A 21,644-nucleotide genomic window follows, 5' to 3' on the forward strand; every position below is an offset into this window, starting at 1 on the left:
CCATGGATTGCACTTAACCTTCAAGGAGTTTCAATGGATAACCTGTTTTCGGTGACCCTTTACGCCGGCATCATCTTTGTCGGCCTACTGGTTGTGGGCATGATTTTCGCCCGCTTATATACCCGCGCATCGAAAGAGCGCTCTTTTGTCCGCACCGGCATGGGCGGGCAAAAAGTCATCATGAATGGCGGCGCTGTGGTGCTGCCGGTCCTGCATGAGATCATTCCGGTCAACATGAACACTCTGCGACTGGCTGTATCGCGCAAGGAGCAGGCGGCATTGATCACCAAAGATCGGATGCGCGTCGACGTGCTGGCGGAATTCTATCTGCGGGTGAAACCCGATACCGACGCCATTGCCAATGCGGCGCAGACGCTGGGGGTGCGCACCCTGGATCCGGACGCGCTCAAGGAGATGATCGAAGGCAAGTTCGTCGATGCGTTGCGTTCCGTCGCCGCCGAGATGGAGATGGCCGAACTGCATGAGCAGCGCAGCCAGTTTGTGCAGAAAGTGCAGCAGGTGGTGAGTGAAGATCTGCTGAAAAACGGTCTGGAACTGGAATCGGTATCCCTGACCGGTCTCGACCAAACCCCACGGGAATTCTTCTCGCAGGATAACGTGTTCGATGCCGAAGGTCTGGCACGCATGACCCGCTCCATCGAAGCGCGGCGCAAGGAAGTGAACGAAATCGAGCAGGAAACCCGCGTTCTGATCGAACAGAAAAACCTGGAAGCGGAGCGTCAGCGTCTCGAGATTGAACGGGAAACCCGCTACGCGAAAATGGAACAGGAGCGTGAAATTGCCACCCGCGAGGCGGATCAGCAGGCCGAGATTGCCAAAGAGCGCGCGGACAAGGAGCGTAGTGCGAAGCAGGCTGAGATAGAGGCGCAACGCGAGATCGACCAGTCCAAGATCGCGGCCGACCAGGCTACCCGACTGCTGGAGATCGAGAAAGAGCGTCGTCTGCAGGAGCAGGAGATCGAGCGCGAACGTCAGTTGGCCGAGCGGCAGATTCAGAAACAGAAGGCACTGGAGATTTCCGAGCAGGAGCGGGCCATTGCGGTGGCCGAGAAGTCCAAGGAGCAATCGCTGGCCGATAAACTGGCCAACGAAGCGCGCTCGGATGCGGTACGTGCCGAAGAGAAGGTAACAACTGCCAAGCAGGTGGAGATTGCCGAACGTGAGAAGGCGATTGAGTTGATCGAGGCGCAGAAAGAGGCTGAACGTCAGGCTACCGGAGTGAAAATCTCGGCCGAAGCGGAAAAAATGGCGGCGGAAGACAAAGCGGAAGCGCTGCGTCTCCAGGCTCATGCCGAAGCCGACGCTATTCGTATCAAGGTGGAGGCCGACCGCGAGAAATATGCCGTGGATGCTGAAGGTCAGCGTCTGATGAACGAGGCCCTGAACAGCTTGAGCGATGCGCAGATTGCGCTTAAGCGTGTACTCAGTCTGCACGACGCCTTGCCGGGTATTGTGCGCGAGAGCGTGAAGCCATTGGAAAATATCGAGGGTATGAAAATTATCTCTATCGATGGCCTGAGCCAGATGGGTGGCGAACGCAGTGGCAAGGGTCTGTTCGACAAGGAGGGCGCTGGCAGCGATCACAGCCTTCCGGAAGCGCTGGTAAACAGCGCGCTGAAGCATCGCGCAATGGCACCGCTTGTCGATTCTCTGTTGAAAGAAGCCGGCGTGCAGGACTTTGCCCGCGAACTGAGCAACTGACCGCTATACTCCCCACTTTAATGGAGTAACCGAGCGCAGTCATGCTCCGTTACTCCATCCATACCTCGACGCCCGAAAAAACCGCTGTTCACAACAGCCCCACTCGAATCATCGAAAAAACCGAATATAACAACGGATATTTCGATACTTTCCTCGACGAAAAGTCTATACATATAACGTTTCAAAACAGCATGATACACTGCACGCCACTTGGAACTATTGAACCGCATGACTGACAGGAGTAATCCCCAGCCATGAATCTGATATGGGTACCACTGCTGCCTCTACTCGGCACCCTGGTGCCACTGTTAACCGCACGCACCGGGCGAACCCTGTGTGCCTGGACCACGTCGCTGCTACCGGCCCTCTCACTGCTCATAGTGCTGTTTCACGCGCCGACGGTGCTTTCCGGTGCGACGCTGAAGAGCACATTACCCTGGATACCGGCACTCGACCTGGAGCTGGCCTTTCGTCTTGATGGACTGGGACTGCTGTTTGCGCTGCTGATCCTCGGCATCGGCCTGCTGGTCATTCTCTATGCGCGCTACTACCTGTCACCGAAAGATTCGATGGGGCGCTTTTACAGCTATCTGATCCTGTTCATGACCGCGATGCTCGGCATCGTGCTGTCCAACAACCTGATCCAGCTCTGGGTATTCTGGGAGCTCACCAGCATCAGCTCGTTCCTGCTGATCAGTTTCTGGTCCGACAAGCGCGAAGCCCGCCGCGGCGCGCGTATGGCGCTGACCGTTACCGGCGCCGGCGGCATGGCACTGCTGGCCGGGATTCTGCTGATCGGCAATGTGGTCGGCAGCTACGACCTGGACAGGGTGCTGGCCAGCACCATCCAGATCCGCAACTCCGGCTACTATCCGGCGATTCTGGTGCTGGTGCTGCTCGGTGCGTTTACCAAGTCGGCGCAGTTCCCGTTCCACTTCTGGCTGCCCCACGCCATGGCCGCACCGACGCCGGTCAGCGCGTACCTGCACTCGGCGACGATGGTCAAAGCGGGCATTTTCCTGATGGCCCGCTTCTACCCGGTACTCTCGGGCACTGACATGTGGTTCCTTATCGTCAGTCTGACCGGTCTGGTGACGCTGTTGACCGGAGCCTACTTCGCGCTGTTCAAGCATGACCTCAAGGGGCTGCTGGCGTATTCCACCATCAGCCATCTGGGTCTGATCACACTGCTGCTGGGGATGGATACCAAGCTCGCAGCAGTGGCGGCGGTCTTCCATATCATCAACCACGCCACCTTCAAGGCGTCGCTGTTCATGGCCGCGGGCATCATCGACCATGAGTCGGGCTCCCGTGATATGCGCAAGCTCAACGGCTTGTGGAAATATATGCCCTATACCGCCACGCTGGCGATGGTCGCCGCCTCGGCGATGGCGGGCGTGCCACTGCTGAATGGATTCCTGTCCAAGGAGATGTTTTTCTCCGAAACCCTGCACCAGAGTACTCTGGGGGCGCTCTCCTGGTTGGTGCCGGTACTGGCCACCTGCGGTGGCGTATTCTCGGTCGCCTATTCGCTGCGCTTTATCCATGATGTGTTCTTCAATGGCGAGCCGATCGATCTGCCCCGCACGCCCCATGAGCCGCCGCGTTATATGAAGCTGCCGGTGGAGATTCTGGTCGCGCTCTGTCTGCTGGTGGGCATGCTGCCCGGATATGTAATCGGCGACCTGCTGAATAGCGCCTCGTCCGCAGTGCTGCAGGGGCTGGTGCCCGAATATAGCCTGGCGATCTGGCACGGATTCAACCTGCCGCTGGCGATGAGTACGATCGCTTTCGTCGGCGGATTGGTGATCTACTACAACCGCAAGGTTCTGTTCCAGTTCCAGGCCCAGTTCCCCGAAGCGGACGCCAAGGAGATATTCGAGAAGCTGATCCAGATGCTGATGGCCGGATGCCGCTGGGTCAACGACCGGCTGGAGAACGGCTCACTGCAACGCTACCTGATGCTCATGCTGCTGTTCACTTTCGCGCTGGTGGTAACCCCGATGATGGCGCTGAGTCAGCTTGTGGGGGAGCGGCCACAGTTGCCGATAAGTGGCGTCGAGATAACCGGAGCCGCACTGCTCATCCTCGGCGCATTGGCGACCGTGATATGGCACCGCAAGCGAATGATCGCCCTGATCACGCTCTCCATCGTCGGTCTGATCGTCTCCGTCACCTTTGCCCGCTTCTCTGCGCCAGACCTGGCCCTGACCCAGCTGTCGGTGGAGGTGGTGACCGTCATCCTGCTGATGCTGGCACTGTTCTTCCTGCCCCAGCGCACACCCAAGGAGTCGAGCCCACACCAGATGATGCGGGACCTGGCGATCTCAGCCCTGATCGGCGGCGTAGTCGGCACACTCTGCTATGCACTGATGACTCGCCCGCTGCACTCGATCTCCGACTTTTTCCTCGCCAACAGTAAAACCGGCGGCGGCGGTACCAATGTGGTCAACGTTATTCTGGTCGACTTCCGTGGCTTCGATACGCTAGGCGAAATCACCGTATTGGGGATTGCGGCGCTGGGGATCTTCAAACTGATCAACCGTATGCGTCTGTTTATGCCCGCCGGCGACGAGCGCGGACGCCCCTGGTCTAACGACCGCTACCCGGTGATCCTGGCGACGGTGTCACAGCTGCTGCTGCCACTGGCGCTGCTGGTATCGGTCTATATTTTCCTCCGTGGGCACAATATGCCCGGCGGTGGATTCATTGCCGGACTGATTACTGCCGTGGCGATCATCCAGCAGTATGTGGCCAATGGCGTCGATTTCATCAAGGAACGGTTGAAACTCAACTACCAGTGGCTGATCGGTTCCGGGCTGTTGATTGCGACGCTGACAGGGCTTGGCAGCTGGGCTTTCGGCCGCCCCTTCCTGACCTCCTGGTTCGACCATTTCCATCTCCCCTTGGTGGGCGATTTCGAGCTGGCCAGCGCGATGCTGTTCGACCTGGGCGTTTACCTGACGGTGATCGGTGCCACGCTGCTGATTCTGGCCAACCTCGGCAAGTTGACGACCACGGAGCGGCCTGTACTGACTAAGGAGGAGCTCTGATATGGAGATGGCCTACGCACTCTGCGTCGGAATTCTGACCACCAGCGGCATTTTTCTCACCCTGCGTGGACGCACCTTCCCTGTCGTGGTCGGGCTTACACTGCTCTCCTATGCGGTGAACCTGTTTCTGTTCGCCAGCGGACGCCTCGGCATCGACGATGCTGCCGTGCTGCAGGCGGAAGCGACCAACTACACCGATCCGCTGCCACAGGCGCTGGTACTGACCGCCATCGTGATCGGCTTCGCCATGACCGCCTTTGCCGTTATCCTGGCCATGCGCGCTCGAGCCGACCTGGGCAACGATCATGTGGACGGCCGCCTGCCCACGATCACCGAAGAGTCGACCGCCAAGGAGAAGCCATAAATGGAACACCTGGCGATCTTGCCGATTCTGATACCGCTGCTCTGCGGCGTGTTGATGTTGCTGCCGCCGATCAGCGGCCAGCTCTCGCGCCAGCGCTCACTGTCTTTGGCGGCTTTGGGCGTACTGGTACTGATTACCCTGCGTTTGCTACTGCAGGCGGGCAGTGACGAGATAGAGGTTTACGTGCTCGGCGACTGGCAGCCCCCCTATGGTATTGTGCTGGTTGCCGACCGCCTGTCGACGCTGATGCTGCTGCTCAGTTCGGTCCTGGGCTTCGCCAGTATGCTCTACGCCTGTGCCGGAGACGATCGCCAGGGGGCATACTTCCATCCTCTGTTCATGTTCCAGCTAATGGGCATCAACGGTGCCTTCCTGACCGGCGACATCTTCAACCTGTTCGTGTTCTTCGAGGTGCTGCTGATCGCCTCCTATGCCCTGCTGATCCATGGCGGCGGCAAACAGAAGACCCGGGCCAGCGTACACTATGTGGTGCTGAATCTGGTGGGGTCCTCTATCTTCCTGTTCGCGCTGGGCATCCTCTACGGCACCCTGGGCACACTCAATATCGCCGACCTGGCACAGAAAGTAAGTCAACTGGCCCCCTCGGAGCAGGCGATCGCCAGTGCTGGCGCGCTGATGCTGCTTGTGGTGTTCGGGCTGAAGTCGGCGATCCTGCCGCTGCAATTCTGGCTGCCGCGGACCTATTCCGCCGCCAGTGCACCGGTGGCGGCACTGTTCGCGATTCTGACCAAAGTGGGGATCTACAGCATTCTGCGGGTGTTCACCGTGATCTTCGGTGACGACGCCGGCGCCCTGGCCCAGATCGCCACGCCCTGGCTCTGGCCCCTGGCGATCCTGACGCTGATAGCCGCCACCATCGGCGTGCTTGCGGCCTCCAGCCTGCGCCAACTGATTGCGCAGCTGGTGGTGCTCTCGGTCGGCACTCTGCTGGTGGGACTGGCCATGGCGCGCAGCGAAGCCACCGGCGCCCTGCTCTACTACCTGGTGCACTCGACACTGGTGTGTGCCGGTCTGTTCCTGCTGGCGGATATGATCAGTCAGCAGCGCGGCAAGGCCGAAGACCGTTTTGTTGCCGCACGCCGCATGTGCCAGCCGGTGGCTATCGGCATCGCGTTCTTTATCGGCGCTTTGGCGATTGTCGGCCTGCCCCCCTTCTCCGGTTTCGTCGGTAAGGCACTGCTGCTGAAATCGACCCTGCTGGAGGGGGAGGCGGCCTGGGTGTACCCGGCCATATTGTTTGGAGGCCTGGCAGCACTGATCGCCATGTCCCGGGCCGGTACCACGCTGTTCTGGCATACCAGCCGCGAACCCGACTCCTGTGACCGGGTCTCCAGACTGCAACTGGCAGCCGTATTCCTGTTACTGCTCACCTCCCCGCTGTTGGTCATCTTCGGCGGCCCCGTGTCCGACTTCACCTACGACACGGCTGAGCAGCTGCACGGCATGAGCCGATCACTGCACCTGCTGCTGCCGGGAGGTGGATCATGATCAGATCCTGGACCCGCCGCTGGATCCCGATGCCGGCACAGAGCCTGATCCTGTTCGCGACCTGGCTACTGCTCAACAACACTCTGGCACCGGGACACATCCTGCTCGGCGCCTTTCTGGCCCTGGCTATTCCGTTGCTGGTGGTACCGATGCAGGCACCACAGCCCCGGGTACGCTCCCACCTGCGGGCGGTGCGTTACACGCTGATGGTGCTTTACGACATCCTGGTCGCCAACTTTGAGGTGGCGATGCGGGTTATCGGGCCGATGAGCAAGCTGCAGCCGGCGTTTGTCGCGGTGCCGCTGGATATCGAAGGAACGCTGCCGATCACCATTCTGGCCAGCACCATATCGCTGACGCCGGGTACGGTCAGCGCGGAGGTGTCGGAAGACCGGCAGTGGCTCTATATTCATGTGCTCCACCTGACCGACGAGGCGCAGTTGATCGCGCAGATCAAGTCACGCTACGAGGCACCGCTGAAGGAGATATTTGGATGCTGAGCACCACCATCGTCATTGTCAGCGCCCTGATCTGTATCTCGTTGATCATGAACCTGATCCGCCTGCTCCGCGGCCCGGACCTACCGGACCGGATCCTGGCGCTGGATACCCTGTATATCAACAGCATTGGTCTGATTTTACTGTTCGGACTGTACAAGGGCTCGGCACTCTATTTCGAGAGTGCGCTGCTGATCGCCATGCTCGGCTTTGTCAGCACCGCCGCCCTGTGCAAATACCTGCTGCGTGGCGACATCATCGAGTAGGAGATGACCATGACCCCTGTAATCGAACTGATCATCTGCGCATTTTTGCTCCTCGGCGGTATTTTCGTACTGCTGGGTTCGTTCGGGTTGCTGCGCCTGCCCGACTTTTACACCCGCCTGCATACACCGACCAAGGCCACGACGCTGGGGCTGGCCGGACTGCTTATCGGCTCGATGATCTATTTTTTCGTTGCCGAACAACGACTGGTAGTGCACGAACTGCTGATCACGCTGTTTCTGTTGATCACCGCGCCGGTCAGCGCGCACATGCTCGCGAAAGCGGCCCTGCACCACAAGGTACGTGCGCTAAAGCGCACCCAGGGCCAGAACCTGTTCACTGCCGCTCGCAAGCGTCAGCCGCCACCCGCCGATAACTGATCCAGGCCTAGCACTGACGCCCTCTCCGACAGCACAGGCGATCGCTGAGCGGCGTCATGCGGGCCTCAACCGCTTTATGGTATGGTGTTTGTATTTAAATTACCGAGTAATAAGGGTTCAAGATGCTGACGAAAGTTGTGATCCCCGTCGCGGGGCTGGGCACCCGTGTATTACCTGCAAGCAAAGCGATCCCCAAAGAGATGCTGACCGTGGTCGACAAACCGGTTATTCAGCATGTGGTCGAGGAGGCGATCGAAGCCGGCTTCCGTGAAATCATTCTGGTGACACGTAGCGGCAAGCAGGCGATAGAGGATCACTTCGATCACCATTACGAACTGGAGATGGAGCTGACCCGCAAGGGCAAGCATGAGCTGCGTGCGGCGGTGAATGACACCATCCCAGACGATGTTGAGATCGTCTCGGTACGCCAGCCACAGGCGCTGGGTCTGGGTCACGCGGTGCTTTGTGCCGCCCATATCGTCGGTGACGACGATTTTGCCGTGATTCTGCCCGACATGATCATCGACAACCCGGATGGCAAGCGCGACCTCAGCGCGATGACCGCCCGCTACGCGGAGTCCGGCAGGGGCCAGATCATGGTCGAGTCGGTACCGGAGGATCAGGTACAGCGCTACGGCATCGTCGACTGCGGTGGCGCCAAGGTCGAGTCCGGTCAGACCGCAGAGATTAAAGGCATGATCGAAAAACCCAAGGCGGAAGAGGCCCCGTCCAACCTGGCCATTGTCGGCCGTTACATTCTGCCGGCACGGGTAATGCAGCTATTGAAAGAGACCCAGCCGGGCGCTGGCGGCGAGATCCAGCTCACCGACGCATTGCTGGCGCTGACCCAGGAGTCTCCGCTGGAAGCCTACAATATGCGCGGCAAGATCTACGACTGCGGCAACAAGGCCGGTCTACTGCAGGCCAATATCGCGCTGGGACTGCGCCACCCCGAAACCGGGTCGGCACTGCGCGAGTTCATCAGCGGTCTTACCCTCTGAGCAGAGGATCCCAGGATCCCCTCTAATCCGGGCAAGGAGTTACCGTGACCCCCGATACCTGTTGGAGCGATCTGCGTGACAGTGCGCAGGCGCTCAAACCACGTCACTTGAGCGAGCTGCTCAGCGACACCAGGCGTTTCGACGCACTGACATTCGAACACGATGGCCTGCTGCTCGATCTGAGCCGCCAGCGCCTGTTACCAGAGACGCTGGACCAACTGGTCGCACTGGCAGAGGCCTGCCAGCTGCAACAGAAGATCAATGATCTGATCAGCGGCAAGCCGGTTAACTGTACCGAGGGCCGTGCAGCGCTGCATACCGCGCTGCGCACCCCGGCAGGTAAGAGCCTCAGCCTGAATGGCGAGGATATTGTCGTCGGGGTTCAGAGCACCCTGGCCAAGATGGAGGCCCTGGTCACCACCCTGCATTCGGGACAGTGGCGCGGCTACAGTGGCGAAGCGATCGACACGGTGGTCAATATCGGTGTCGGTGGATCCGATCTCGGTCCGCTGATGACCTGTCGCGCACTGAGCGATTTCAAGCCCAAGGCCGCACAGGGGATAGAGCTGCACTTTGTGTCGTCGATGGATGGCAGCCAGCTCTCGGGACTGCTCAGCCGCCTGAACCCGGCCACGACGCTGTTCGTACTCTCCTCCAAGTCGTTCACCACCATCGACACCCTGGCCAATGCCGCGACCGCCCGTCAGTGGCTGGTCGACGCCAGCAGTCTGGATACCGAGGTGATTCTGCGCCACCACTTCATCGGCATTACCGCACAACCGGAGAAAGCCAGCGAATGGGGCATCCCCAGCCAGAACCAACTACTGTTCTGGGACTGGACCGGGGGACGTTACTCGATGTGGTCAGCGATCGGGCTGCCGATCGCCATCTCCATCGGCATGGAGGGCTTCCGCCAGCTGCTGGACGGCGCACACAGCATCGACAGCCACTTTCACCAGGCACCGTTACGGGAAAATCTGCCCGTTTTGCTGGCGCTGGTCGGTATCTGGAACATCAATCTGCTCGATATTCATGCCCATGCCATCCTGCCCTACGACGGTCGCCTGGCCCACCTGCCGGCCTATCTGGAGCAGCTGGAGATGGAGAGCAACGGCAAGAGCGTGCGCCTGGACGGCAGCGCCACCCAAGGACATACCTGCCCGGTGCTCTGGGGCGAGATCGGCCCCAACGCCCAGCATGCGTTCTACCAGCTGCTGCACCAGGGCACCGAGTCGGTAATGTGCGACTTTATCGTGCCCGCCAAGCGCTACACCGACCGTGGTCAGGAGCTGCAACAGCAGCACCGCCTGGCGCTGGCCAACTGTCTTGCCCAGGCGCGCGTGCTGGCGTTAGGCGACAAGGCGCTGGACGACGACAGCGCCTCCGCTGCCCCGCCCTGGAAGCGCTATCGCGGTAATCAGCCCAGTACGGTCATCCTGCTCGATGAACTGACCCCCTATGCGTTGGGGCAGCTGATAGCAGTTTACGAACACAAGGTGTACACCCAGGCGGTTATCTGGGGCATCAACCCGTTCGACCAGTGGGGTGTGGAGCTGGGCAAGAAGATGGCGACCGCAATGCTGGATGAGCTTGATAACCCCGGCCTCTCCGGATCGCTGGACTGCGCCACCAGTGGCTTGCTCCAGCGCATCAACACCCTGCGCGAGCAAGGCTGAACCGGGAAAAAGGACCTGAGTATGAAGATCTGTGTTTGGGGCGACGAACTCGCCGGCTGGATCGCCGCGGCGCAGCTGGCGGCCTACGGTAACGATATCATCAAGGCCGGATCGGCACTGGCGCCGGCGGAGAGCGCCATCCGCATCGAGCCGGGGCTGATGAACCAGCTTGAGCAGGGCATTATCGGTGGCCAGATCCGCTCCAGCGAAGAGGAGGATCCGTTCTCGGCCGAGATCCACTGGCTGGCGATCGGGCCTGGCGAACTGGAAGCGGCCAGCGAGATCGTGGCTCATCTGGCCGCGGTGCACCAGGACTCGCTGCTGGTGGTCAACCAGAGCAACCTGGGCACCGGCGCCAGCGACCAGTTGCAGGCTCGACTGGACCAGAGCAAGAACCAGCACGTGGTATATCTGCCGGACATGCTGCAGGGTGGTCAGGCGATGCGCCAGTTCGCCCATCCGGAGGTGCTGCTGGTCGGCTGCGAGAACGATTCGGCCGGCACCATGTTTACCGCACTGATGCGCCCGTTTACCCGCGAAGGTACCGAACTGCGATTGATGAGCCGGCGTGAAGCGGAGTTCACCAAGTTCGCCATCACCGGCATGCTCGCCCTGCGTCTGGGCTACATCAACGAGCTGGCGATGCTGGCCGATCATGTCGGCGTCGATATCGAGACCGTGCGCGATGGCATGAGCACCGACCAGCGCGTCGGCCCCTACTATCTGTCGCCCGGCTGCGGCTTCGGTGGCCAGCACTTTACCCAATACATCGAGGGTCTCGCCGGGCTGCTCAGCAAGACCCGCGGGTCGACACTGCTGGAAACCGTGCTCAAGCAGAACGAGCAGCACAAGGAGCTGCCGTTCCGCAAACTCTGGCAGCACTACCACTGCGACCTGCACGACCGCCGCATCGCGGTCTGGGGACTGGCGTTCAAACCCGGAGTGGCCACGGTGGAGAGCGCGCCCAGCCTACGCGTGGTTGACGCGCTGCTGGCCCAGGGCGCAACCATCCAGCTGCACGATCCGGAGGCGCTTGAGGATTTCCGCTTCCATTACGGCGAACATCCGCAACTGGTCTACTGTGCCCACCCCTACGAGGCGGTCAATGACGCCGACGCTCTATTGCTGCTGACCGCCTGGCCGGAATACTGGTCGCCCAACTATACCGAGCTGCACCGACTGATGCGCGAACCGGTGATCGTCGACGGCCGTAACGTCTACGACCCGCAACTGCTGCATGACCTGGGCTTTACCTACTACGGCGTCGGCCGCGCCAGCCACTGAACCGACTTGGATCCAGACCCGATTGAACAGCCGTGATGACAAACTGACGCCAGCGGAGCTTAGCTGGCAGGACAACACCCCGGTATCGGTACTGTTCGACGACATCTACTTCAATAAGGCGGGCGGTCTGGCGGAAACCGAGTACGTGTTCCTCGCCGCCAACCAGTTGGACGCACGCTGGCAAGCGCTGGCCCCGGACTCCCGGTTTACGCTGGCGGAAACCGGCTTCGGTACCGGACTGAATTTTCTTTGTGCCCGTCGTCTCTGGCTGAAGCAGGCTCCCGAATCGGCCAGGCTGCACTATATCTCCTGTGAAAAACACCCGCTGCTACCGGAGGATCTGGCCCAGGCGCTGGCTCAGTGGCCGGAGTTCGAATCCGGTGCCCGTCAGCTGCTTACCAGTTGGCCAGCCCCGCTGCGCGGTTTTTACACCCTGGTATTCGACGACGGGCGTATAACGCTCACCCTGGCCTTTGGCGATGCCGCCGAGATGCTGGCCGAACTCGACGGTCAGGTCGATGCCTGGTTCCTCGATGGCTTCGCACCGGCGCGCAACCCGGGCATGTGGAGCCCCGAACTGTTCACCCAGATCGCCGTCCACTCCCGTAGCGGTACCTCCTTCGCCACCTTCACCGCCGCAGGCCTGGTCCGTCGCGGGTTGGCACAGGTCGGCTTTAATGTCGACAAACTGCCCGGTTTCGGACGCAAGCGAGAGATGCTCAGTGGAATATACGCGTCAGACCCTGAGCCCACGCCGCAACAGGCCCCCTGGCTGGCCCGGCCGGAGCCACTCGCTACCGGCGAGCGCCGCGCCATCGTCATCGGTGCCGGCATCGCCGGCTGCACTACCGCGGCGGTATTGGCGCGGCGCGGATGGCAGGTCGATCTGCTCGAGCGTAACCCGGCACCGGCGCTGGAGGGCTCCGGCAACCCTCAGGGGGCGTTGTTTATCAAACTCGCCACCCGACCCACACGGCAGAGCGAACTGCATATCGCGGGTCTGCACTACTCCGCCGCACTGATCCGCAGACTCGCCGTCGAACAGGCGGAGATCGGCGATATCTGCGGCGTGCTGAGCCTCGCGCTGAGCGAGAAAGAGATCCGCCATCAACAGCAGTTGATCGACTCCGGGATCTATCCGGAACAGCTGACACGTCAGGTCACGCGACAGCAGGCGAGCGAACTGGCTGGACTGGAACTCAGCGCCGGCGGATTGTTTTTCCCCGAGGCAGGCTGGGCTTCGCCACCGCTGCTTTGTCAACGCCTGCTTGCCGACAGTAATATCCGTTGTCACTTTGATACGCCGGTAGAATCGTTAACCCATGATGCCGAATCAGGGCTCTGGGAGATCAACGGCGGGACCCATTCAGCCCCGGTAGTCATCGTCTGCAGTGCGGCCGAAGCGAATCGGCTCAAGCCGCTTGCCGGACTACCGCTCAAACCTATCCGCGGGCAGACCTCCCAAGCCGATCAGCCCCTGCATCTGGCGCCGCTCAAACGGGTGGTATGCGGCGAGGGGTATATCTCCCCGGCGTTGGACAACCGTTACTGTTTTGGTGCCAGCTTCAAATTGCACGACCTGGACCTCGATGTCAGAGCAGAAGAGCACCAAGCCAATCTCGACCTGCTCGAGCGGGCGATACCGGAACTGGCCCAGGCACTCGACATGGCCGCGGCGGACGGCCGCGTGGCATACCGTGCAACAACACCGGATTACCTGCCGATAGTCGGCCCGGTACCGGAATTTGACTGGGTCATGCGACGCTTCGCCCGCCTACGACAGGATTCCAAGTGGCGTTTCGAACCGGGCATGCGCCATCTGCCGGGTCTGTATATCAACGCGGGCCATGGATCTAAAGGGCTGGTCAGCTGTCCAATTAGTGCCGAGTACATCGCATCACTGGTAGACAACACACCTCTGCCACTGCCACGCAGGGTAGCCGACGCGCTGAACCCGGTACGCTTCGTGATCAAGAATCTGATCAGACGGACGATATAATAGGAATAGTCCTAACGCGAGGTTACACCATGGCGTTGGTTGTGTATGACCAGGGGTATCGCATCCAGACCCCCGTATCAGCGCTGTTCAAGCCCAAAGGCGTCGATCAGCTGACCGAGCCCAGTCGCTCCCAATCATTGCCGGGAAGCGACGATATCGCCCGTGACGAAGCCCAGGAGCTCGAAGACGCCCTCGCCAATGCCGGCGGCCGGCCACGTCAGCGCCGCCTACCGGCCGCTGAACAGGGACGAGAAAGTCCGAATACCTATAGCAATTCCGGATATGGCGGCCGGGAGAGACGCAAGAGCGGGCTCACGGCGCGGCAGTTGATGGTGTCGCCGGTATACACCGCCCGTACCGCCGATACTCTGAGCAGCGCCGCGCAGAAGATGCGGGCACACAATATCCACCATCTCGCCATCATCGACGAGGAGGGGCTTCCGGTGGGACTGCTGTCGGAGCGGGATATCGAACCCTTCGGCAACAACTCCGCGCTCCCGGTATCCCAGGCCTACCAGCGCCAAGTGATCGTCGCCGCGTTGGAGACCGAGCTGTCGGTTCTGGCGGCTACCTTTGTCAACTACCCGGTACGCGCGATACCGGTGATCGATGAAGATGAGCGGGTAATCGGCATCATCACCCGCTCGGATCTGCTGCGATTATTGATCAATAATGCCCGCGTCGAAAGCTGGGCTTGAAAAACTAGCTACGTTGCCATCGCAGCGTTAAAAATCGGCTCAACTCGGTCATTTATAAACTATAAACTCCCTCGTCTCGCCGATTTTTGCCTTGCGCGGGCGGCCTCGCTAACGTTTTTCAGCACTCAACAAAGATTAAGGTGAGCCGTTTGAGCCTGGCGGCAGGCGATTATCGCCAGGTGCCGCCGGAGGTGGGTTCGACTGAGGGGCATTACTGCTGTCGCCCGAGAACAGCCGTGCCAGGAAACCGAACACCCGCTTGATCCCCCGCCAGAGTTTGGGCAGTACCCAGATCAGGAACAGCACGAACAGGATGAGCGCGCCGATGAACCACCAGGGGTGGTTGAGCGCCGTCCACAATCCGCCAATTACAATCAGGTCCTCACTGATCGACGCGGTCCAGTTAGTCACCGGCTCCGGCGAGGTATTGATCATGACCCTGGTACCGGCCTTGAGACTGTGACTACCGGCAGCCAGCGAGCCACCGACCAGCGCGGCGGCCAGCCCCACTGCCGGCGACAGGTCACCGACGGCACCGGCTGCCAGCGCGGCACCGGCCGGAATACGGACGAAGGTGTGCAGGGTGTCCCAGCCGGTATCCACGCCCGGTATCTTGTCGGCGAAGAACTCCACGCAGTACATCAAACCGGCGGCCATCAGCACCAGGGGATCGGCGACGATCTCCAGCCCTGGCGGCAGTGTGATATGGCCCAGATTGGCGAGCACGCCGAGCATCAACACCGTCGCATAAAGGTTGATACCGCTGGCCCAGGCAACCCCCATCGACAATGCGATCAGGCTGGTGATCTGATCAAGTTGCTCCACGGCAACCTCCTTCTACGGCTTTACCCTGTCCCTGGCTACTATAGAGCACTCAGCTGTACTTTCACTGAACAGCAATACGGCTTCTCCCGAGCGCAACCGCGCCTGCACCTGCTCGACTCGGCGCTCCAGCGAGACCTCACTTTCACCATAGTCGGTGCCGTCGCGGGTCACAAACTCCTCGATCAGCCCCCGTAGCGCGTCGGGCGACAGCTGTTGCCAGGGGATGATCACGCGCCCTGACCTTCAGCTTCCAGCAGTTTCAGCAGATCGGCCTCGCTTAGCACGCGCACACCCAGCTGTTCCGCCTTGGCCAGCTTGGAGCCCGCTTTCTCTCCGGCGACCACGGCCGTGGTCTTTGCCGATACACTGCCTGCCACCTTCGCCCCCAGTGCCTGCAACCGCTCCTTGGCATCATCACGGGTCAGGCTCTCCAGCGTACCGGTCAGCACCCAGGTTTCACCGGCCAGCGGCAGGCTCTGCAGCGGCTGCTCGACCTTGCACTCCCAGTGCATGCCGAACTCGCGCAGTTGATGCTCCAACGCCCTGGCATTGGTACACCAGCGCGCGTCGTTCAGGCGCTCCAGCAGCCCGGCTCGCGCCCGGCTGCCAAAACGGGGGATCTCGCTCAGCGCCGTTTCGTCGGCCGTTAGCAACGCGTCAAGTGTCAAAAAACGATCCGCCAGCAGCGCCGCGCCGGTCTTGGCGACGCCGGCAATATTCAGCTTGTCGATCAGCTCGGCGAAGCTGATGCTACCCTGCAGCTCCGGCGCCAGAGCGCCCGCTTCGCTGGGCCTGACCTCAAGTGAAAGCAGGTCCCCAATCACCTGACTGTTGTGCTCATCCTGCATGAAGTTGTGAATCTCATGTGCCACCTCCAGGCCGATATCCGGCAGCCAAGTCAGCAGCTCCGGCAACGCCTGCTGTATCCGGTTCAGGGACCCCAGGCTTTTGGCCAATACCCGCGCCGTCTCCTCTCCGACCTCGGGAATACCCAGGGCATAGATGAACTTGTCCAGTGTCACCATCCGGCTGTCATCAATCGCCTTGATCAGGTTGTCACTGGACAGTTCGGCAAACCCCTCAAGGCGCAGCAACTGGCTCTTGCTCAGACGGTACAGGTCGGCGGGTGATGCGACCATCTCACGCTCCACCAGCTGATCGATATTTTTCTCGCCCAGACCATCGATATCCATCGCCTTGCGTGACACAAAATGGATCAGCGCCTGCTTCAACTGCGCCTGACATGCGAGCCGCCCGATGCAGCGGTAGATCGCCCCTTCGCTGACCTGCTGTCCGCTCTTGCCGCGCTTGACCAACTGCGTACGCTCGATCTCCGAGCCGCACACCGGGCAGTGTTCGGGCAGCTGCACCGGACGCTCGTTACCATCACGCTTTTCGGTCACTACGCTGACGATCTGCGGGATCACATCGCCGGCCCGGCGCACCATGACATAGTCGCCGATGCGCACATCAAGGCGTGCGATCTCGTCCATGTTGTGCAGCGTGGCGTTGCTTACGGTGACGCCCCCGACAAACACCGGCTCCAGTCGCGCCACCGGCGTTACCGCGCCGGTACGCCCGACCTGGAACTCCACATCGTTGAGCCTGGTGATCTCCTCCTGGGCCGGAAACTTGTGCGCAATCGCCCAACGCGGTGCCCGGGCGACAAAACCCAGTTGCTGCTGCAGTTCGCGGTCATCCACCTTGAACACCAGCCCATCGATATCGTACGCTAGCGAGGTCCGCATCAGCTCCATTCGGCGGTAATACTCCAGGCATCCCTCGGCCCCCTCGACCACCTGCATCTCCGGGTTGATCCGGATGCCCCACTTGCGCAGCAGTTGCAAGGTTTCGCTGTGACTGGACGGCAATTCGCCGCCCTCGACGATACCGGTGCTGTAGCAGCAGAACTCCAGCGGTCGCTTGGCGGTAATGGCAGGATCGAGCTGACGCAGGCTACCGGCGGCAGCATTGCGCGGGTTGACGAAGGTTTTCTCGTCGCGGGCGCGCGCCTCGGCGTTGAGCGCTTCAAACCCCGCCTTGGGCATGTACACCTCTCCGCGTACCTCGAGCCGCGCCGGCCAACCTTCGCCCATCAGCCGCAACGGAATGTTGGCAATGGTACGCACGTTGAGGGTGATATCCTCCCCGGTATAGCCGTCACCGCGCGTGGCACCGCGCACCAGCACACCCTGTTCATACAGCAGGCTGATCGCCAGCCCATCGAGCTTGGGTTCGCAGGCAAACTTGAGCTTGTCCGTGTCCGTGCCCTTGACCCGGTCACCGATACGACGGACAAAGGCCCGTAACTCGTCGGCACTGAAGGCGTTGTCGAGCGACAACATCGGCAGTTCGTGAGCCACCTCGGCAAAACCGCCGCTGGGTTTGGCACCGACGCGCTGGGTCGGCGAATCGGGCGTGATCAGTTCGGGGTTGGCCTGCTCCAGCTCGCGCAGCTCGCGGAACAGACGATCATATTCGGCATCGGGGATGCTGGGCTCATCGAGTACATAGTAACGGTGGTTATGCAGATCGATCTGTTCGCGTAGCGCCTGAATTCGCGCCGAAACGGAGGTGTTCATCGGTCAAAAGCTTTCTCTGGAGGTGTGCCGGGAAGCGCCTGCCGTTCGCGACCGCAAACGACAGGGCTATATGGGCTATGCGCTTCAGTGAGCGCGCTTCACCCGTTTATGAATCTCGAAGTCGCGGATGCGCTCGCGGTAATGCTCCTTGGTCTGCGGACGCATCACCGAACGGTCGCCATCCAGCAGTTCGGCATCCAGATGACGCGCCAGGGTTTCCGCTGTCGCCAGCATGCACTCGTAGGCTTCCAGCGGGTCGGCCGGGTCATGCATCGACATGAAGAAGGTTACAGCAGGAAGTTCACAGCTTTCCAAGGTATCAAGGTCGAACGTACCGGGCTGCAGCGCATTGGCCATGTTGAACTGCAACGCGCCCTGGGCGTTGGGCCGCTCATAACGGTGGAAAATCCCCATCTCGCCAAATTCCAAACCGCAGGCATCGACAATCTTGTGAATCACCGCACCCGGCAATACCTCTCCACGCTTGGCTACGACAAAGATCACCAGCATATCTTCCGGATCAGGGGTGATCTCCGGTGCAGGACGCTTGGGTACCGCCTCAGCCTGGACCCGGCTCGACTCGATCTGTGCCTGCTTGCTTTGACTGGGCTCCGGCTGTGAGGCAGTCAAAGAGCCCTGCTGTTCCGAAGCTGGCTCTGCCTCGCCTGTCTGCTCAGCGTCTTCAAACGGCAATTGAGGATGCATCTCCCCATTACGGCGCTGTTTCGGGGCTTCGCGCTTAGTGGTGGAGGGCTGCTCTGCAGGGTCTGCGCCAGTCTGCTGCGGTGAAGCCGTGGCTTGCGCTCGCACCCGGTCCATCAACACCGGGATAGGTTGTTCGGGATCGAACTCGAAGCTCATCTCGAAGGGTTCGTCATCCTCTTTATCGGCCCGAGTATCGTCATGCCGGCGTTGTTGCTCCCGCTCCGTCTCGGTCGGTGAAACGCTACCCGCGTCACTCAGCGCCTCGGCATCGGCGATCTCATCATCCCGCCGCTGCACCTCCTCGCGCTGCGCTCGCAGGGGGAGGGGTTCCACGGGCACATCATCGAACAGAGGATCCATCTCATGCAGGGGGTTACGCTCCGGTGGTGCGCTCATCGCGGAGGGTACAGATTCCGACGCTTCATCGTTTCGATGCCGCGAGCGTTTGCTGGAGACTTTTTCTACGCTGTTGGGCTCGAACTCCGGCAAGCGATCGGACTCGTCATCCAGCGCCGGGCCGTCGCCTGCAAAAGTGGGTTCATGGCGCTCATGATCGGCAGCGTGCGTACGACGCCTTGCGCCGCCGTTGGGCAGTTCCGGGTTGGATTGCGCTACCTCCTCCACCGGACCGTCGCCAATCGCAGAACGATCAATATCCATCCGGATACGATTGCGGCTACCCCGAATACGACGCCAACCGTCAAACAGAATCAGCGCAATTACCAGAATTCCGCCAATGATAAGCCATTCGCGCAGACTGATCTCCATGATTAGGTTCTGTTCCTATCCACTATCTGATTCATGTTCGAATTATTGGGTAACAGACTACTCTACTACCCTGTCGATCACCAGTTTAACCGACTGTTCCTCGTCACCAACAGATACGGGGGACTGGCTGCCGATCAGGTCACCGGGGGCCGCGATCGCCTGCCCCGTACTGCTGATACGCGCTCCAATTTCGACTTCGTCGACACTGGAGAGTTCAGCGCCCGGCATCATCGCCAGGCTGTCGTTCAGCTCCACCTCCAGTGGCAGCTCCGATACCTTGCGCCGCACCGCCGCCAACGGCATACGACCGCCCACGGGACGGGCGTAGATGAACACCACTTGATCGGGTTCCACTCTTGCCTTCAGCTCATCGGCGATATCGACCGCCACTCGAATCACCGCCCCGCTGCTCTCCGGCACATCGGGAACCGGCTCCCCGGCCGCCGCCAACTGCTGGCGCGCCTGCTCGATACCTGAGCGCAACGACTGCGCGGCATCGCCGGATGCACCCGGTAACGCTCGACCCCAGTAGTCGATCGCCTCGCGGTACTGGCCCTGCTCATAGGCGTCGATGCCGAGAATGCCCAGCGCGGTGATATCGGCTGGATCCAGCGATAGCGTCAGTTCGATCTGTGCACGTACCTCGTCGGTCATCTTGCCTTCGGCACGGAAGTAGAGCGCCTGGGCGATCTGCCCCTGTACGCCGGCATACTGAACCGCGTCCTCGGGCAGGATTTCCAGGATCTTGCGAAATGCCTGCAAACCTTCATCGAAACGCCCCTGATTGACGTAGGTGTTGGCCAGCAGATACCAGCCCTCGGCGTTATCCGGGTTGCGCGCCAGCTCCTGTTCCAGCTGGCCGATCGCCTCCTCCAGTGTGCTCGGCACCGGCGGGGGATTGAGCGTGATTTCAAGATCGGCGGCGCGCCCCAGGTACTGATAGAGTCCGAGCGCGGCTACCGAAATCATCATCGCCAGCAGCACCACGGTGGTCAGTTGCGCGCCGTTCGGCCGGGGATGCTGCAGCACCACCTCCGGCTGTTCGGCATCGATCAGCAGGTTGCGCTCAAGCTCGAGCTTGAGAATCTCGAAGTTTTCATCATCCAAGGTACCGGCGTCGCGTTCATCGGCCAATTCGGCCAGCCGTTCTCGGTAAATCTCGATATTCTGATGCCGGCGATCATCCCCCTCCTGCACAGCCGCTGCACGGGCACGGCGGGAAGCACGCAGCAGCGGCCAGAACACCACCGCCACGGCGATCAGGGTCAGCAGAGCGATTCCGCCCCAGAGTGCCATCATCGTTTCTTATCCTGTTCCAGCAATTGATTCAGTCGCTCACGCTCAGCTGCGTCCAGTCCCGGCTTGGCATCGGCCGTATCGGAACGGCGACGCCGCCGGCTGATCAACAGCACCACCACGGCACCGATACCCAGCAATACGAACGGGCCATACCAGAGGATCCAGGTCATCTCTGATACGCGCGGTCGATAGAGCACGAACTCGCCGTAGCGCGTAACCATGAAATCAACCACCTCATCGTCGCTGGCACCCTGATTCAGCATCCGGTAAACCTCACGCCGCAGGTCCGAGGCGATCGGTGAGTTGGAGTCGGCGATGTTGTTGTTCTGGCATTTGGGGCAACGCAGCTCTTCGGTCAGTTGCTGAAAACGCTCCTCGGTGGCCTCGTCGTCAAACTCGTAGGCCTCGATGGCCGCCTGAGCCGTCGCGGCCGCCAGGAGCAGTGCACTGCCAAGAAAAAAAGAATGCAGCCAGGGTCTCATCACGCATCCCCTCCCGCCAATTGATCCATGACCTGCTTAAGCTGTTTCCAGACTGTGGCATCGACTGCACCGACATGGCGATAACGGATAACTCCCTGAGCATCGATAACGTAGGTCTCAGGCGCACCGTAGACCCCCAGGTCGATACCCAGCGAGCCCTCCTGATCGAGAACCACCTCCGCGTAGGGGTCGAGATAGCGCTTGAGCCACTCACGCGCTTTCAACGGTTCATCCTTGTAGTTGATGCCATAGATGGTCACCCCCTGCTGTGCCAACTGGTTGAGGAAGGTGTGCTCCTCCTTACAGGTCGGGCACCAGGTGGCCCAGACATTGACCAGTGCTGGCCGCCCCTTTAGGTCAGCTTCGGTCATCATCCGCTCCGGCTCGGTTAGCGAGGCGAGCTGGAACTGGGGAAACGGCTGGTTCAGGCGTGCCGAGGGCAGCTCGGTCGGGTCAATTGACAGTCCGCGCCAGAGGAAATAGCCCAGGCCGATAAAGATCAACAGCGGTACGAAGAGCAAGATGCGACGCATAGT

The 21,644-nt window shown here is 60.8% G+C and carries 19 protein-coding genes; 12 read left to right on the top strand and 7 right to left on the bottom strand.

The genetic code is table 11. From position 1 onward, the window contains the following. The first annotated feature begins 33 nt into the window (after positions 1 to 33). The 12 genes from IEX40_RS18460 to IEX40_RS18515 all read left to right on the top strand — a co-directional run bounded on the left by IEX40_RS18460 (position 34) and on the right by IEX40_RS18515 (position 14,447). A complete protein-coding gene (locus IEX40_RS18460; RefSeq protein WP_188750994.1) occupies positions 34 to 1,722 on the top strand; it encodes a flotillin domain-containing protein in 1,689 nt (562 codons plus the stop codon). A gap of 254 nt (positions 1,723 to 1,976) precedes the next feature. Further along, positions 1,977 to 4,775 carry a monovalent cation/H+ antiporter subunit A gene (locus IEX40_RS18465; RefSeq protein WP_188750995.1) on the top strand — a complete coding sequence of 933 codons (2,799 nt, stop codon included), beginning with the start codon at positions 1,977 to 1,979 and terminating at the stop codon, positions 4,773 to 4,775. A gap of 1 nt (position 4,776) precedes the next feature. Then, positions 4,777 to 5,139 (top strand): Na+/H+ antiporter subunit C, encoded by a 363-nt coding sequence (locus IEX40_RS18470; protein ID WP_188750997.1) that lies wholly within the window; start codon positions 4,777 to 4,779, stop codon positions 5,137 to 5,139. Then, positions 5,140 to 6,648 carry a monovalent cation/H+ antiporter subunit D gene (locus tag IEX40_RS18475; protein ID WP_188750999.1) on the top strand — a complete coding sequence of 503 codons (1,509 nt, stop codon included), beginning with the start codon at positions 5,140 to 5,142 and terminating at the stop codon, positions 6,646 to 6,648. Next, entirely contained in the window at positions 6,645 to 7,148 is a 504-nt protein-coding gene (locus tag IEX40_RS18480; RefSeq protein WP_188751001.1) for a Na+/H+ antiporter subunit E, read from the top strand. The genes IEX40_RS18475 and IEX40_RS18480 overlap by 4 nt, the downstream gene beginning before the upstream one ends. After that, complete coding sequence (locus tag IEX40_RS18485) at positions 7,142 to 7,411, top strand: K+/H+ antiporter subunit F (protein ID WP_188751003.1); 270 nt, start codon at positions 7,142 to 7,144, stop codon at positions 7,409 to 7,411. Before IEX40_RS18480 ends, IEX40_RS18485 begins: the two co-directional genes overlap by 7 nt. Positions 7,412 to 7,420: 9 nt before the next feature. Beyond that, complete coding sequence (locus IEX40_RS18490; protein ID WP_188751005.1) at positions 7,421 to 7,789, top strand: Na+/H+ antiporter subunit G; 369 nt, start codon at positions 7,421 to 7,423, stop codon at positions 7,787 to 7,789. A gap of 122 nt (positions 7,790 to 7,911) precedes the next feature. Beyond that, positions 7,912 to 8,790: a UTP--glucose-1-phosphate uridylyltransferase GalU gene (galU, locus tag IEX40_RS18495; RefSeq protein WP_188751007.1), complete on the top strand. Its 879-nt coding sequence runs from the start codon at positions 7,912 to 7,914 to the stop codon at positions 8,788 to 8,790. A gap of 44 nt (positions 8,791 to 8,834) precedes the next feature. Beyond that, the gene (gene pgi, locus IEX40_RS18500) at positions 8,835 to 10,466 is read left to right on the top strand and encodes a glucose-6-phosphate isomerase (RefSeq protein ID WP_188751009.1); all 1,632 of its coding nucleotides are present in this window, start codon (positions 8,835 to 8,837) and stop codon (positions 10,464 to 10,466) included. Between the two features lie 21 nt (positions 10,467 to 10,487). Then, positions 10,488 to 11,750 (top strand): nucleotide sugar dehydrogenase, encoded by a 1,263-nt coding sequence (locus IEX40_RS18505; protein WP_188751011.1) that lies wholly within the window; start codon positions 10,488 to 10,490, stop codon positions 11,748 to 11,750. A gap of 22 nt (positions 11,751 to 11,772) precedes the next feature. Then, a complete protein-coding gene (mnmC, locus tag IEX40_RS18510; RefSeq protein ID WP_188751013.1) occupies positions 11,773 to 13,749 on the top strand; it encodes a bifunctional tRNA (5-methylaminomethyl-2-thiouridine)(34)-methyltransferase MnmC2/FAD-dependent 5-carboxymethylaminomethyl-2-thiouridine(34) oxidoreductase MnmC1 in 1,977 nt (658 codons plus the stop codon). A 29-nt stretch (positions 13,750 to 13,778) separates the two neighbouring features. Next, on the top strand, positions 13,779 to 14,447 hold the full coding sequence (locus tag IEX40_RS18515) for a CBS domain-containing protein (protein WP_188751014.1): 669 nt from the start codon (positions 13,779 to 13,781) through the stop codon (positions 14,445 to 14,447). Positions 14,448 to 14,582: 135 nt separating this feature from the next. Here IEX40_RS18515 and IEX40_RS18520 read toward each other — a convergent pair whose 3' ends face one another. From IEX40_RS18520 to IEX40_RS18550, 7 genes are all read right to left on the bottom strand, one after another. Next, positions 14,583 to 15,272, bottom strand: coding sequence for a DUF4126 domain-containing protein (locus IEX40_RS18520; RefSeq protein ID WP_188751016.1), 690 nt, complete (start codon positions 15,270 to 15,272; stop codon positions 14,583 to 14,585). A gap of 12 nt (positions 15,273 to 15,284) precedes the next feature. Beyond that, positions 15,285 to 15,503 carry a YheU family protein gene (locus IEX40_RS18525; protein ID WP_188751017.1) on the bottom strand — a complete coding sequence of 73 codons (219 nt, stop codon included), beginning with the start codon at positions 15,501 to 15,503 and terminating at the stop codon, positions 15,285 to 15,287. Next, entirely contained in the window at positions 15,500 to 17,854 is a 2,355-nt protein-coding gene (gene ligA / locus IEX40_RS18530; protein ID WP_188751018.1) for an NAD-dependent DNA ligase LigA, read from the bottom strand. Before ligA ends, IEX40_RS18525 begins: the two co-directional genes overlap by 4 nt. 84 nt (positions 17,855 to 17,938) lie before the next feature. Beyond that, positions 17,939 to 19,327, bottom strand: coding sequence for a cell division protein ZipA (gene zipA, locus IEX40_RS18535; RefSeq protein ID WP_188751021.1), 1,389 nt, complete (start codon positions 19,325 to 19,327; stop codon positions 17,939 to 17,941). A gap of 57 nt (positions 19,328 to 19,384) precedes the next feature. Next, positions 19,385 to 20,626, bottom strand: a complete 1,242-nt coding sequence (ccmI, locus tag IEX40_RS18540) for a c-type cytochrome biogenesis protein CcmI (RefSeq protein ID WP_188751023.1) — start codon at positions 20,624 to 20,626, stop codon at positions 19,385 to 19,387. Next, positions 20,623 to 21,108 (bottom strand): cytochrome c-type biogenesis protein, encoded by a 486-nt coding sequence (locus IEX40_RS18545; RefSeq protein ID WP_188751392.1) that lies wholly within the window; start codon positions 21,106 to 21,108, stop codon positions 20,623 to 20,625. Before IEX40_RS18545 ends, ccmI begins: the two co-directional genes overlap by 4 nt. Beyond that, entirely contained in the window at positions 21,108 to 21,641 is a 534-nt protein-coding gene (locus IEX40_RS18550) for a DsbE family thiol:disulfide interchange protein (RefSeq protein WP_188751025.1), read from the bottom strand. Before IEX40_RS18550 ends, IEX40_RS18545 begins: the two co-directional genes overlap by 1 nt. Positions 21,642 to 21,644: the final 3 nt, after the last annotated feature.

The organism is Marinobacterium zhoushanense (assembly GCF_014641945.1).
In the GTDB taxonomy this organism is placed as follows: domain Bacteria; phylum Pseudomonadota; class Gammaproteobacteria; order Pseudomonadales; family Balneatricaceae; genus Marinobacterium_D; species Marinobacterium_D zhoushanense.

Excerpts from the sequence above, each read along its gene's own strand:
- IEX40_RS18515 (WP_188751014.1), top strand. The coding sequence starts at position 13,779 with ATGGCGTTGGTTGTGTATGACCAGGGGTATCGCATCCAGACCCCCGTA.
- IEX40_RS18550 (WP_188751025.1), bottom strand. The coding sequence starts at position 21,641 with ATGCGTCGCATCTTGCTCTTCGTACCGCTGTTGATCTTTATCGGCCTG.
- IEX40_RS18475 (WP_188750999.1), top strand. The coding sequence starts at position 5,140 with ATGGAACACCTGGCGATCTTGCCGATTCTGATACCGCTGCTCTGCGGC.
- IEX40_RS18470 (WP_188750997.1), top strand. The coding sequence starts at position 4,777 with ATGGAGATGGCCTACGCACTCTGCGTCGGAATTCTGACCACCAGCGGC.
- galU (WP_188751007.1), top strand. The coding sequence starts at position 7,912 with ATGCTGACGAAAGTTGTGATCCCCGTCGCGGGGCTGGGCACCCGTGTA.
- IEX40_RS18480 (WP_188751001.1), top strand. The coding sequence starts at position 6,645 with ATGATCAGATCCTGGACCCGCCGCTGGATCCCGATGCCGGCACAGAGC.
- IEX40_RS18490 (WP_188751005.1), top strand. The coding sequence starts at position 7,421 with ATGACCCCTGTAATCGAACTGATCATCTGCGCATTTTTGCTCCTCGGC.
- IEX40_RS18465 (WP_188750995.1), top strand. The coding sequence starts at position 1,977 with ATGAATCTGATATGGGTACCACTGCTGCCTCTACTCGGCACCCTGGTG.
- IEX40_RS18460 (WP_188750994.1), top strand. The coding sequence starts at position 34 with ATGGATAACCTGTTTTCGGTGACCCTTTACGCCGGCATCATCTTTGTC.
- ligA (WP_188751018.1), bottom strand. The coding sequence starts at position 17,854 with ATGAACACCTCCGTTTCGGCGCGAATTCAGGCGCTACGCGAACAGATC.
- IEX40_RS18485 (WP_188751003.1), top strand. The coding sequence starts at position 7,142 with ATGCTGAGCACCACCATCGTCATTGTCAGCGCCCTGATCTGTATCTCG.
- IEX40_RS18505 (WP_188751011.1), top strand. The coding sequence starts at position 10,488 with ATGAAGATCTGTGTTTGGGGCGACGAACTCGCCGGCTGGATCGCCGCG.
- zipA (WP_188751021.1), bottom strand. The coding sequence starts at position 19,327 with ATGGAGATCAGTCTGCGCGAATGGCTTATCATTGGCGGAATTCTGGTA.
- IEX40_RS18545 (WP_188751392.1), bottom strand. The coding sequence starts at position 21,108 with ATGAGACCCTGGCTGCATTCTTTTTTTCTTGGCAGTGCACTGCTCCTG.
- ccmI (WP_188751023.1), bottom strand. The coding sequence starts at position 20,626 with ATGATGGCACTCTGGGGCGGAATCGCTCTGCTGACCCTGATCGCCGTG.